The following is a 12,998-nucleotide window of genomic DNA, read 5'->3' on the forward strand; positions in this document are numbered from 1 at the left end:
GTCCCCGCGGGGACGGCGGCCTCGTGGCGTGGACGGGTCAGGCCGGCATCCAGTCCCAGCCATACCAGAGGTCAGCCACAGTCACACGCCACACGTTCTTGGCAAAGCGCCGCCGATCCATGCCGTCCGGCAGGGAGACGGATCCCGAAAGGGCCGTGGCAGCCACTGCGAAGAGCAATGGTTCTGGCAGGTGATCCTGCAGGACCTCCTGGTTCGGGCTCTCTGCAAGGATCCGGCTGAGCTCCACCAGAGTGCGGGATGAGTACTCACCAATTCGTGCCGGTCCGGTCCGTGGGGCCGGCTCGCGATCCGGCAGCGGAGCGGTCCGCTCGGCGTAGAAGGGTCCCGACCATGCGGGATCCGGGCCCTTCTGCTCGAAGCCCCAGGAATTGTTGCCCAGCGGCACGGCCATCACCTCAGGCCAGATCCGCGCCAGAGCACCGAAGAGAGCTCGGTGGGACACCTTTTCCCCATGGTCAGCGCGTCAGCCACGGCTGTCACCTCGGCGTCACCGAGCGGGTAAGCGATCGTCGCGTCCCGGCCGTAGTGGGCGATGTGGGCGTGCAGGTACGTTCCTGAGCGGAACTGCCGGGCGTAGAGATACAACTTCTCTGCCCGGTCCTGGGCCGGCACCTCGTGGAACCAGCGCGTCAACGCCTCCTCGAGAGGTCGTCTGCGCGACTCCACAAGCAGGTCGGGGTTGGACCGCGCGCGCACCCGGCGCAGGGCATCGGCCGTGGTGTAGCGAAGCCTTTGGGCCATGCCGCCCTTGAGGAGCGGCCACTGCCCCAACATGATGCCCTCCCCCGGGGTGCGCGGGTTCGATCCCACATAGCGGGTGGTGTGGGCCTCTGACAGTGGTTGGCCACCCGCCTGGAACAGGGTGGTCAGAATCCGCTCCCGTTCGCCGGTCGCGTCAATGGGGGTGGGCTGGGTGACCGTCAGTGGCATCCCCAATCGGTCCGTCATCATGCGAGCTACGAGCGGATCCGGCTCGTGCTCCTCGCCGAAGGTGACGGCATGAACCTCCATGTCTCTGCCCTTGAGCAGCGCCAACAGGGTGCGAGAGTCCTTGCCTCCGGACAGCCGCAGCTGCACCGGCCGACCGTCGAGTACGGCCTCCACCCGATCCATCGCCCCCAGCATCGCTTCGGCCGCCGCCTCGGCACCCTCCTCCGGCGTATGGTCCTCGGTCAGCGTCGATCGGAGCCCCGGCGGGACGTCACCCAGCCGGGCCCGGCCTTGGACGATCTCCAACGACCGATCGACGGGCAGGCGGCTCACCCCCGCGAACGGACTGACCTCCTCGAGGCTGTACCCGGAATAGAGGTAGTGGGCGAGGTATCGCTCGTCGCGCCGCACCCCCGCCCGGCGGCCACCGGCCAGCGCCAGGGCCGGCAGCAACGGCCGGTTGGAGACGTACACGTGCTCCGAGTCCTGTGCCCAGTAGAGACCGTCGAAAGCGGGCACGGTGGCCCACGCGGTCACCCGGTCCACGTGGCGTTCCACCATCACGGCCGCGTACTGACCCCATACAGGGCGGTCGTACCCGAGACGGGAGCCGACCCGGCGGACATTCCGGATCAGCTCATCCCACACGGGATGGCCGCCGGTGACGGCCCACCGGTCCGCCTCGGCAGCGGCAAGCGCGGGGCCACCAGTGCGCTGGAACACGAGGGCGACGGTCGTGACGGAGGGCTCCACGATCACAGGCTCCTGGTCGTAGGCCGGGCCCACGAACGGTGCGTAACCGTCAGCGACGGCGCGCAGGCGGCTCCGGGTGAGGTCGAGGGTGAGACCCCGGCGGGGCCGACGCGGGACGGCGAGGAGGAACTCGGTCACGCCGGATCCCCCCCGTCGAAGGCCGGCAGCCGCTCGCCCACGCCGAGCAGCTCGGCGATCGCCGAGACCGTGCGCTCCGCCGCGCGGCCGTCGCCGTAGGGGTTCACGGCCTGGGACATCGCGGTGTACGCGGCCTCATCCGTCAGCAGGCGGGTGACCTCGGTGACCACGACCTCCTCGTCCGTGCCGATCAGACGCACGGTGCCGGCGGTCACGGCCTCGGGACGCTCGGTGTTCTCGCGCATCACGAGGACGGGCTTGCCCAGGGACGGGGCCTCCTCCTGGACGCCGCCGGAGTCCGTCAGCACGACAGTGGCCACGGACAGCAGGTGGGTGAATTCACCGTAGGCCAGGGGCTCGGTCACGAGCACGTTCTCGCGGCCCTCGATCTCCGGCAGAATCGCCTCGCGCACCACCGGGTTGCGATGCGCCGGCAGCACGAAGGTGACCTCCGGGTGGTCCGCGGCCAGGCGAGCCAGGGCGCGCCCGACGCCGCGCATCGCGTCGCCCTGGTTCTCGCGCCGGTGGGTCGTCACCAGGACGACGCGACGCCCGGACGTCTCCAGCTCGGCCAGACGCTCGTCCTCGAACGGCACCTGGTGGCTGACGGCCTCCAGCAGCGCGTCGATCACGGTGTTGCCCGTGACGTAGACGTCCTCCGCGGCCACGGCCTCACGCAGCAGGTTGTCCCGGCTCACGGTGGTCGGGGGCAGGTGCAGCGCCGAGATCTGGCTGGTGATCTTGCGGTTGGCCTCCTCCGGGAACGGGGAGAGGATGTCGAAGCTGCGCAGGCCCGCCTCGGCGTGGACCACGGGGATGCCGCGGTTGAAGGCGGCGACCGCGCCCGCCGTCGAGGTCGTGGTGTCGCCCTGGACGACGACGGCGTCCGGCCGCTCCTGCTCGAGGACGGCGTCGAGCCCGTCGAGGGTGCGGGCGAACACGCCGTTGAGGGTCTGGCGGGGCTGGATGATGTTCAGGTCGTGGTCCGGGACGATGCCGAACAGCTCGTTGACCTGGTCCAGCATCTCGCGGTGCTGCCCCGTGACGGTCACCACGCACTCGAACCGCTCGTCGGCCTGCAACGCCTTGACGATGGGGGCCACCTTGATGGCCTCCGGGCGGGTTCCGTAGATGGGCATGACCTTGGGCACGGGCTCTCCTGGATTCTCGGCATCCTGGTCCGCGTCCGAACCGGGGCGCGGCTCCGGCCGGGCGTCGACCCCGGCTCCTCTTCACTTTACGCAGAGCGCAGGCGCACAGCCCACTCGCGCCGAGCCCGCCGCCCCCGCCCGGTCGGCTTGCTAGACTCCCGGGGCGCGACCAACCCGGCCGCCGACGTTCCCCTGACCCATGGAGAGAGGGTGGATCCGCATGGCCGACTCCATCGAGGCCGAGCAGCGCGGGGCACATGCCGCGGCGACCCTGCACGTGGACGGTTCCGATCTGGGGCGCGTGGGCGCTCGGCCGGGACTGGGACGCTACATTGCCTCGCTGTGGAGCTACCGGTCCTTCATCGTGTTCGACTCGCGCTCGCGCATCGCCGGCGCCGCGTCCACGAACGCCCTCGGCCGCATCTGGATGATCCTGAACCCCATCCTGGACGGGGCCGCCTATTTCCTGGTCTTCGGGGTCCTGCTGCAGACCGGCCGGGGCATCGAGAACTTCATCGCCTACCTGATCGTCGGCGTGTTCCTCTTCCGGTACACGTCCCAGGCGATCGCCAACGGATCACGGTCCATCTCCTCGAACCTGTCCATCGTGCGGGCATTCCGCTTCCCCCGAGCCACGCTGCCGATCGCTTCCAACCTGCGCGAGCTGCTGCTCTTCTTGCCGACCCTGGCCGTGATGATCGTCCTCGTCCTGGTCATCCCCCCGTTCGAGCACATCACCTGGCGGTGGCTGCTGCTCGTGCCGTTGCTCGCTCTGCAGACCCTGTTCAATCTGGGGCTCTCCCTGCTGCTGGCCCGCGTCGTGGCCCGGTGGGCTGACGTGGCCAACCTGATCACCTTCGGCACCCGCATCTGGCTGTACCTCTCCGCCGTGTTCTTCAGTGTGCAGCGGTTCGAACACGTGCCGGCGCTGGTGACCGCCATGCACCTGAACCCGATGTACTGCGTGCTGGACATCGCCCGCCAGTCGCTGCTCTACGGCGTCAATGCCGACCCGATGCGGTGGATCGTCCTCCTCGCCTGGACCGCCCTCCTCCTGGTGGTGGGCACGGTGGTGTTCTGGGACGCCGAGGAGTCCTATGGAGACGAACGATGACCGGGCATCCTGACAACGTGGGCACTGTCGAGGTGGCGGATCCCGCCGTGGTGGTGGACGAGGCATCCATGACCTACACCGTCCGCTCGGCCGACGCCGTCCAGGGTGGTCGACGCACCGGCAGCGGTGTGAAGACCACGGTGGTGGAGGCGCTCAAGCCGTTGTCCTTCGCCGTGGAGCGAGGCGAGTCAGTCGGCGTGATCGGCACAAACGGCTCCGGCAAGTCCACGCTGATGAAGCTGGTCACCGGTCAGCTGCAGCCCACCACCGGCCGGGTGTACGCCACGAGCACGCCCGTGATGCTCGGCGTCAACGCCGCCCTGGTGCGGCAGGTGTCCGGGGAGGACAACATCATGCTCGGCTGCCTCGCCATGGGCATGAGCCGGCGACAGGCCCGGGAGAAGCGAGACGCCGTCGCCGCCCTCTCCGGACTGGACGACAGGGCCCTCCAGATGCCCTTGAAGGCTTATTCCTCGGGCATGGCCTCCCGTCTCCAATTCGCCATCGCCACGTCCGTGGACCCCGACATCCTGGTGATCGATGAGGCCCTGAACACGGGTGATGCGCAGTTCCGGGCTCGCACGCGTGCCCGGCTCGACGAGCTGCGGCAGCAGGCCGGCTGTGTGTTCCTGGTGAGCCACTCCCTCAGCACGATCCAGGAAATGTGCTCCCGGGCCATCTGGCTCGAGCGGGGCGTGCTCACGATGGACGGAGACCCCGGCCGGGTCGCCAGGACCTACAAGCGGTACACGCGTCGGATGTCCGACGGCCGCGAGGACGAGGGCCGCGAGCTGCTCGCCGAGAAACAGGCAGAATTGGTGCGGTGCCGGGTCGCCTGGGCCGGTGGCACCGCTCCGACGGGCACGACGCAGCTGTGACCCCGTTCGGCCGCGCGGTGACCCGTCTCGGGCCTGGCGCCCGCCGCTGGAGGGCCCGGGCCGACGTCCTCGGTCGCCGCGCAGCGCAGCGCGCCGGGGCCGCGGGTCGGCACGTGGCGCGCTGGGCACGCGGCGCCGTCGGGGGCCTCACCCTTCCGGCGGTCGTGTGGGCTGCCGCCGGGCATGGGACAGTTCCGGAAGCACCACCCGGGGGGAGCGTGCCGCTGCCGGCCCCCGCCGTCCTGGTGCGGGCGCTGACGGGCCGCCCCCGCCCCGGCCTGGACGCCTGGAACCCGCTCGGCCCCCGGCGGGCGGACGCCCCGGGCGTGCTCCTGGTGCCGGTGGACGACGTGGCGGCGGGATCCTGGCCGCTTGAGGACGCGGCCGCGATGGTGGCTTCGCGGACCCGCCTGCCGAGCGGGTCGTCCCCCCACTCCGTGGCGCTCGCCGCACCCGGCCGCCAGCACGCCCTCATTCGTGCGCTGCGCCGCACCGCAGGCCGCCGGCTCCCCGGAGTGCTGGTCACCACGGGGTCCCTGACGGCGGGGGGCTCCCCCGAAGCTGGCCGGGTGCAGGCCGCCCTGAACCTCGTGGACGCGGTCCTGGTGCCCGACCCACAACACTGCGACCCGGCCCTGTCCCGCGCGGCTGCCGCGGCTGGCCGCGCGGTCGTGGGCCCCGAGGACGCCGCGGCCACCGTGGCCGATGTTGCCGGCCGTGGTCGGGCAGCCCGTCTGGAGCTGACGCGCAGCCACCGGCAGGGCTCAGGGCCGGGCGCCTGGCGGGAGGACCCGCCACGCCCCACCGTGCACGTGGTTCGGGAGCCGCGGCGCGTCGTCGTCGCCGGCCATGACCTCAAGTTCGCGGACGGGCTGATCACCGAGCTGCGGGCCCGCGGCCACGAGGTCCGGGTCGATTCCTGGACCGGACATGCCCGCCACGACGCCGAGGCGAGCCGGTCGCTGGCGGCATGGGCGGATGTCGTGCACTGTGAGTGGTCCCTGGGGAATCTGGTGTGGTATTCGCGCCGGCTGCCCCCGGGGGTCCGCCTGACGGCACGCACACACCTGCAGGAGGCCGCCACGGAGTTCCCCGAACGGGTGCGCCAGGAGGCCGTGGACACCTGGGTGTTCGTAGCCGAGCATGTGCGGGCGCAGGTGATCCGCGATGCGCACCTGGACCCGGGCCGTACCCGGTGGATCCCGAACGCGGTCCAACTCCCGGGCCCGGACTGGGCCTCCGCGCACCCCGCAGACCCGGCACAGCGCTTCACCCTGGGCCTGGTGGGCGTGCTGCCCGAACGCAAGGGACTGGACCGGGCCCTGGACGTGCTCGCCCTGCTGCGGGCCGAGGACCGGCGGTTCCGGCTGCGCATCCGCGGGCACAGGCCCGAAGAGGTCGCCTGGGTCCGCAGTCGTCCCGCGGCGCAGGCGTACTTCGCCGCCCAGCGGCGGCGGCTGACCCAGGACCCGGCGCTGACCGGCGCGGTCACCTGGGACCCGCACGGCCCGGACATGTCCGCCTGGTACGCCTCGGTGGGCACCGTGCTCTCCACCTCGGCCTTCGAGTCCTTCCACTTCACCCTGCCCGACGGCGCCGCCCACGGCCGGCTGCCGCGCTCACTGGCGTGGGCCGGCGCAGACGTGCTCTACCCGGCCGACTGGCTCGCCCCGGACACGGCGGCGCTGGCCGCCTCCGTGCGGGCGGCCACCGCCGACCCCGAGGCCTGGGCGGATGCCGCCGCCCGGGCCCGGGAGTTCGTGGCACGGACCTACGCCGCCGAGCTCGTCCTGCCCGCCCTGGCCGACGTCGTGCTCGGCACGCGCGCCCCGCGCCGGCCCTGACCCTCAGTCCAGGCCCAGGGCCTCCGCCCAGGCGCGGGCCACGGTGCGCTCGTCGAACGCGAGCACGCGTTCCCGCATGCGCGCGGACCACTCCTGCCGTCGTGCCTCGTCCTGTGTGAGCTCCAGGATCCAGCGGGCGGCGGCCTCAGTGTCCGCGTGGACGAGGTCGGCGCCGAAGACGCCGTCCGCACCCGGGCGGTCCCAGATCACCGGGAGCGATCCGGCCGCCATCCCCTCGGCGGGCGCGAGGTGGAAGCTCTCCACCGAGCTGGGTGAGAGCACCCATCCCATGCGCCGCAACCACGTGCCCATGTCCGCGCCGAACGGTTCGAACGCCACCGCCCGGTGCAGCGGATCCCCGCCCAACTTCGCGAAGAGATCCAGGTACCCCTCCCGCTGGAGGGGATCCTGCCACTCGTGGCGGTACTCCCACGGCATGCGACCACGCACGTGCAGGGTGAACCGGTCGTCTGCGGCGCGCAGCACGCGCAGCAGGTCCAGGGCGCGATCCAGGCGCTTGCGCAGCGGAACGATGCCGACCAGCCCCAGGCGGAACTCGGCGCCTGCCACGGGTTCCCGGGCCAGGTCCGCCACGGACACTGCGTTGGGGATGACCCGCACGCGCCCCGGGTCCGCACCGAGTGCCTCCACCGTGAGATCCCGGTAATGGTCCGAGACGGTGATGAGTGTGTCCACCGCATCCAGGTCGAGGTCACTCAGCCACGCACCGCGCAGCTCGAACATGTGGAGTCGGACGACGAGCTTCTGACCGGGGCGCTTGTGGCGGGCGTACCACACCGCATTGGGCCCCGCCCATTCGCACAGCACCACGTCCGCCCACTCAGCGTGCTCGCGGGAGACGGACGCATCGTGCCGGTGCAGGCCCGCCCACCTATCGATCCGCAGTTCGACCCCGGGATGGGTGCGCAGCATGTCCAGCAGCTCGCCCGCGAACTTCAGGTCGTGGCCGGCCACCACGACCCGCAGCGGACGGCCCGGGGAGGCAGGGTTCCTGTCTGTCGTCTCGGCAGACCGCAGCGCCGGCAGAGCCTGCGGGGAGAATCCGGGCACCACCCGCTCCACATACCCACGCAGCACGTCGGCCCGGGCGGAGACCCGATACGGGGCCGCGGCCGCCACGGCACGCTCGGCCAGCGCCCCCAGATGCGGGCGGGCCGTGGCCAACAGCTGCGCGACGCCTTCGACGGAGTCCGTGTGCGGCTCCACGAACAGGGGCCAGTCCACCCCGAGCAGCCGTTCGTGCGCCGCGGTCCGGTTGAGGACCGGAGGCACGCCGAGGGCGCAGGACTCGAGGACCTTGGTGGACAACTCGAGGCTCACGTCCAGGGCAGGCGACCTCCAGCTCAGGGCCATGTCCGCCCGGGCGGTATGGTCGAGGGCTGCACTGCGGGGAACGCCACCGGTCCAGGTCACCGCCGGGTCCGGGGTCTGCATCAGCTCCGTCATGCGGCCGAAGAACGTGGGGTCCGTCTTCTCCCTATGGACCTTGTCACCCACCATCGTCAGGCGCGCCGGGACGCCGTGCCCGGCGAGGGCCGACACGAGGGCGGGCATCAGGTCGGTGCGCCAGTTCCGGGCGAACTTGCCCGTGTAGACCAGCTCCAGCGGACGCCCCGCATCGGAGTGCGCCGCTGCCTCACCGTGGGCCCGTGCTTGGGTGGCCGAGGCCACGAGGGCGTCCGGGATCATCGGGGTGAGCACGAGGGTGCGGCCCGCGGCCTCGGGAACGTAAGCCTCCAGAACGGCGCGGGCGTCCTCGGTCTGGGCGAGCATCACGCGGCTGGCGGCGGCGATCGAGCGGATGACGTCCAGCTTCGCCGGGGCCGCGCCACTGGACGGGTAGCCGAACTCGGTCACGTAGGACCAGAGCCGACCGGGGAAGGCACCCCGGCGGGCGACCTCCGCACACAGGTGGATGCCGCGCACCATGACGATGTCCGGGTGAAGCCGCTCTGCGAGATCCTCCAGCACCTCGACGGCACGGGGGCGGTCCATCTGGTCCGTGCCCGGCTCCGGGTCGGCCTCGTGCAACGTCACACCCGCGAGAGCCCGTAGGTCCGACGTCAGGACGTCACGGCGCTCGAGCGCCTTCAGCTGCACGTGGACCTCGGCGCCGGCGGCCACCCACGTCTCGGCCATGGACCCCAGCCAGACAGCGGATCCGTCCAGGACGTTGAGGTCCACGTCCCCGTACAACAGGACGACCGGCACGCGGGGGCGGTCCGTGGTCTCGGAGACGGCGGTCAGGTGGTCGGTGCTCATGCGTGGGTCTCTCGGGCAAGGGGGCGGACGTGGGGCTCGGCGTCATGCAGGACCCCAAGAACCACATCGGCCACACCGCGCGGGGCGTCTGTGGGGTCCTGGGTGTAGTGGATCGGCGGCGCGGGGTTCAGCACGTCCAGCGCCTCGATGTTGGGATGGGCCAAGAGGGCCGGAGCACCCAGGTGGCTGCGTCGCCCGGTGCCGGCCGCCAGCCAGGTCGTCACACCCCGACGGGCACCCTCCTCGACGGCGGTCATGACCTCACGGGCCAAACCCACGCCCTCGGCATCCAAGGCGCCGCCCCACACACCGGTGAACCCCTCGAGATCCAGGACCGCGACCTCGACACGCGCCATCACGGCGCGTGCAGTGCCGGGCACGAGGGGCTCGACGGCATGGCCGGCATCGATCAGGGCCTCCTCGATCTCCGGACGGGCGAGCACGGCCACACGGCGGCCGCCCCCGGCCGGCCGGCTGACCGGTGGGTGGGACCCGTGCAGGGCCCTGTCGAGGCGGGCGGCGGCACCGGCGTCGTCCCGCACAGCGGCGGCCGCACGGCCGGCCATCTGCACGCCGGCGGCGGGGACCTCGACCAGCAGATCGAGAGGATCCATGACAAGCGCGGGACGTCCGCGTCCACGCCCGCGGCCTCGGCCTCGGCCTCCGACGGCGGCGGAGCGCGGGGTGATGCGGGCGGCACCTCGGACCCGCTCGGCCATGGGGTCGGGCATCGCACGAACCGCGCGGGACAGGCGACGGCGCATCTCGGGGCTCAGATTGGGTTCGACGCGTCGCCGGGTGGCCCGCAGAATGCGGCCACCGGCGCTGACGACCCGGCGTGACAACGGCTTTTCAGGCATCGGTGACTCCCAGGGCTGTGTACAGGTCTCGGTAGCGGGTGACGTTGCTCGACCAGGTGCGAGTGGCCAGCGCCCAGTCCCGTCCCGCTCGGCCGAGTCGCTCGGCCTCCTCTGGCCTGGAGAGCAGACGGCCGAGGGCCGCCACGAACGCGTCCAGGTCCTCGGCACGGAACAACTCGCCGGTGACCCCATCCTCGACCAGCTCCGCGAGTGCGGGCAGATCGGAGGCCACCACGGGGCGGCCGAGCGCCGAGGCTTCCACAGACTTCATGGGCGTGACGGCGCGGGTGACGGGGAGGTCCCGGCGCGGGACGCAGAACACGTCCAGGGCCGAATGGTGCCACACTGCGTCCTCGCGGGCCACCCGCCCGGGGAACTCACAGATGTCGGCGATCCCCAGGCGGTGAGCGAGCACGCGCAGGCCGGGCAGGGCGACCCCGTCTCCGACGATGCGCAGACGGAGGCGGGGGTGTTCCGGGGCCAGCCGGGCCACAGCCCGCACCAGCAGGTCTAGCCCCTCGTAGTCCACGATCGAGGAGACTGTGCCCACGTACCGGCCGTCCGGATCCAGGCCGAGGTGCTGACGGGCCTTCGCACGAGAGGGCGGCGGCGCCTCGAAGCGGGCGTCCACCGCGTTGGGGGCCAGCACGATCCGCTCGGGATCGACGCCCTCGCTGACGAGCGTCTGCCGCATGCCCTCCCCGAGGGTGACGACCGCGTCCGCAGCGCGGGCGGCCTGCGCCTCACGGGCCGTGAAGGCGGCGTACCGGGGGGAGGCTGTCGCCGCGGGTCCCCGGGTCGCGGCCCACGTGTCGGCGAGGCGACCGCGGACTTCATACACCCAGGGGATCCCGCAGGCCTCGGCCACGGCGCGGACAGCCATCGCGTTCACGTAGTGGGTCGTGGTGTGCAGCAGCGCCGGGCGTTCGGCGCGGACCACCTCGAGCAGCAGTGCGGCATGCTGACGCACCCGCGCGGCCTGGCCTTGGGCCAGGCGCGACGGCGTCAGTCGGTGGTACTCGATCCCGTCCACCACGTCCACCGCACGCGCCCACGGCACACCCACCTGCACGGGGTAGCCGGGGCGGGTCATGGCACTGACCTGCAGACCTGCCTCGGCCTGGGCCCGAAGGATCGCGTGGCTGCGCTGGGCGTATCCGGAGCGGGTGTGGGGCAGGGAGTTGGTGAGCACGTGGAGCACCCGCCCCGGGCGCGGTGTGTACCCGGTTTCGCGCGGCAGGGTCGGCCAGTCGCCCGTCAACGCCTCGCGTTCACCCGCCATGCGGCGCGCCAGGGCCCGGTTCCGTCGATGGACACGGGCGTGCCGCACGGCGGCGTCGAGGTCACCGGTGTGGTGGGCCAGACGTGAGGCCGCAGCGTGCCAGGCCGCGCCGCGGGACGCCGGCGGGACCGCCTCCAGGACGGCGGCGGCGTCCTCGAACGCGGACAGGTGCACGAGCACGTCCGCACGCGCCGGCGCGTAGCGGATCCCGTCGGCGGCGGCCAGTCGTTCCTGAGCGTCCTCGGCGGCCCCCAACATGTGAAAACCCACCGCGGCCGGTACCCCGCCTGCGGCTGTCCCCAACGTCGTCAGCCCTCGCGCGGCAGTGCCCCTCAGACGTTCAGGCAGCCGCCGGGCGCCCTGCAGCGTGAGCAGGATCGGGTCGTCCACGGCGTGCTCGGCCACGGTCTGCGCGAGCACGCCGAGGTTGGACCGCCACGGGACGGCCGAGGCGGAACCCACGGATCAGGACCCCGGCGTTGCGCGCCACTGGCCGCGCGTGTCGATCACGCGCTTGTCGGCCACGCGGTCGCCGAGGTCGGCGAAGGCGGAGTGGTCCACCAGCAGCACCACGATGTCGGCGGCGTCCAGGGCCTCGTCGGCCGCGACCAGGCGCACGTTGTCCTTGCCCTGCAGCGCGGCCGGCAGCTCCGTCACGTGCGGCTCGACCACGAGCACGTCGGACCCGGAGAACTGGCCCGCCAGCTCGGCCGCGATGTTCAGGGCCGGGGATTCACGCAGGTCGTCGATGTTCGGCTTGAAGGCCAGGCCGAGGGCGGCGACGACCGGAGCGCGGCCGGTGGCCTGCTGGACGTCGAAGGCCGCAGCCTTGACCTGGTCGATGACCCACTGGGGCTTGCCGTCGTTGATCTCCCGGGCCGCGCGGATCAGCCGGGCGGTCTGCGGGGCGGCGTCCACGATGAACCACGGGTCCACGGCGATGCAGTGGCCGCCCACGCCGGGGCCCGGCTGCAGGATGTTCACGCGGGGATGGTGGTTGGCGAGCTCGATGAGCTCCCACACGTCGATGCCCTGCTCGGCGCAGATCACGGACAGCTCGTTGGCGAAGGCGATGTTGACGTCGCGGAAGGAGTTCTCCACGAGCTTGGCCATCTCCGCGGTGCGGGTGTCCGTCAGCAGGATCTCGCCCTCGCAGAACGTGCGGTAGAGGTCGCGGGCCCGCTCGGCCGCGCGCCGGGTCGAGCCGCCGACGATCCGGTCGTTGGTCACGAGCTCGACCATCACACGGCCCGGGAGCACCCGCTCGGGGCAGTGGGCGAAGTCCAGCTCGGACTCGCGCAGCTCAGGACGCTCGGCGAAGATCACCTCGGCCATGTGCTCGGTGGCGCCGGGGGGCGAGGTGGACTCGAGGATGACGAGCTCGTCACCCGTCAGCTGCGGGGCCAGGCCGCGGGCGGCGGCCTCGATGTAGCCCAGGTCCGGGGAGTGCCCGTCCTTGAACGGGGTCGGCACGGCGACGATGTAGGCGTCCGCCGCCGGCGTCGTCGTCGAGGCGCTGAGCAGGCCCTTCTCGACGCCGCGCGCGACGAACCCGGCCAGGTCCGGCTCCACGAAGGGCACCGTGCCCGCATTCACGGCGTCCACCGTGCGGTCCGAGACGTCCACGCCGTGCACGCGCACGCCGTTCTCCGCCAGGATGGCAGCCGTCGGCAGTCCGATGTAGCCCAGGCCGATCACGGCCACGTCCTTGATCTGCGTCGTCATGCGGTGGTCCTCATTCGTC

Annotated in this window: 10 protein-coding genes; 3 read left to right on the plus strand and 7 right to left on the minus strand. The window is 72.1% G+C overall.

The window, feature by feature from the left end:
• Positions 1 to 37: 37 nt before the first annotated feature.
• From HDA34_RS02485 to wecB, 3 genes are read right to left on the minus strand one after another with little or no spacing between them, the layout of a single operon-like run.
• Positions 38 to 412: a hypothetical protein gene (locus HDA34_RS02485; RefSeq protein ID WP_182496699.1), complete on the minus strand. Its 375-nt coding sequence runs from the start codon at positions 410 to 412 to the stop codon at positions 38 to 40.
• On the minus strand, positions 412 to 1,842 hold the full coding sequence (locus HDA34_RS02490; protein ID WP_182496700.1) for an asparagine synthetase B family protein: 1,431 nt from the start codon (positions 1,840 to 1,842) through the stop codon (positions 412 to 414). Before HDA34_RS02490 ends, HDA34_RS02485 begins: the two co-directional genes overlap by 1 nt.
• Positions 1,839 to 2,993 carry a non-hydrolyzing UDP-N-acetylglucosamine 2-epimerase gene (wecB, locus tag HDA34_RS02495; protein ID WP_134376877.1) on the minus strand — a complete coding sequence of 385 codons (1,155 nt, stop codon included), beginning with the start codon at positions 2,991 to 2,993 and terminating at the stop codon, positions 1,839 to 1,841. The genes HDA34_RS02490 and wecB overlap by 4 nt, the downstream gene beginning before the upstream one ends.
• Before the next feature lie 220 nt (positions 2,994 to 3,213).
• Here wecB and HDA34_RS02500 point away from each other — a divergent pair, with 220 nt between their 5' ends.
• The 3 genes from HDA34_RS02500 to HDA34_RS02510 all read left to right on the plus strand — a co-directional run bounded on the left by HDA34_RS02500 (position 3,214) and on the right by HDA34_RS02510 (position 6,829).
• Complete coding sequence (locus HDA34_RS02500; RefSeq protein ID WP_134376879.1) at positions 3,214 to 4,107, plus strand: ABC transporter permease; 894 nt, start codon at positions 3,214 to 3,216, stop codon at positions 4,105 to 4,107.
• Positions 4,104 to 4,985, plus strand: coding sequence for an ABC transporter ATP-binding protein (locus HDA34_RS02505; protein WP_134376881.1), 882 nt, complete (start codon positions 4,104 to 4,106; stop codon positions 4,983 to 4,985). The genes HDA34_RS02500 and HDA34_RS02505 overlap by 4 nt, the downstream gene beginning before the upstream one ends.
• Positions 4,986 to 5,203: 218 nt before the next feature.
• The gene (locus HDA34_RS02510) at positions 5,204 to 6,829 is read left to right on the plus strand and encodes a glycosyltransferase family protein (protein ID WP_135101948.1); all 1,626 of its coding nucleotides are present in this window, start codon (positions 5,204 to 5,206) and stop codon (positions 6,827 to 6,829) included.
• Between the two features lie 3 nt (positions 6,830 to 6,832).
• Here HDA34_RS02510 and HDA34_RS02515 read toward each other — a convergent pair whose 3' ends face one another.
• The 4 genes from HDA34_RS02515 to wecC form a co-directional block, all read right to left on the minus strand.
• Positions 6,833 to 9,112 carry a glycosyltransferase gene (locus tag HDA34_RS02515; protein WP_134376887.1) on the minus strand — a complete coding sequence of 760 codons (2,280 nt, stop codon included), beginning with the start codon at positions 9,110 to 9,112 and terminating at the stop codon, positions 6,833 to 6,835.
• The gene (locus HDA34_RS02520) at positions 9,109 to 9,726 is read right to left on the minus strand and encodes a hypothetical protein (protein WP_127435260.1); all 618 of its coding nucleotides are present in this window, start codon (positions 9,724 to 9,726) and stop codon (positions 9,109 to 9,111) included. Before HDA34_RS02520 ends, HDA34_RS02515 begins: the two co-directional genes overlap by 4 nt.
• A 238-nt stretch (positions 9,727 to 9,964) precedes the next feature.
• Positions 9,965 to 11,716, minus strand: a complete 1,752-nt coding sequence (locus HDA34_RS02525; protein ID WP_134376889.1) for a glycosyltransferase family 4 protein — start codon at positions 11,714 to 11,716, stop codon at positions 9,965 to 9,967.
• A 3-nt stretch (positions 11,717 to 11,719) separates the two neighbouring features.
• Positions 11,720 to 12,979, minus strand: coding sequence for a UDP-N-acetyl-D-mannosamine dehydrogenase (gene wecC, locus HDA34_RS02530; RefSeq protein ID WP_036381206.1), 1,260 nt, complete (start codon positions 12,977 to 12,979; stop codon positions 11,720 to 11,722).
• Positions 12,980 to 12,998 lie beyond the last annotated feature (19 nt).

Origin of the sequence: Micrococcus luteus, from assembly GCF_014138885.1 — a bacterium.
Taxonomy (GTDB): Bacteria; Actinomycetota; Actinomycetes; order Actinomycetales; family Micrococcaceae; genus Micrococcus; species Micrococcus luteus.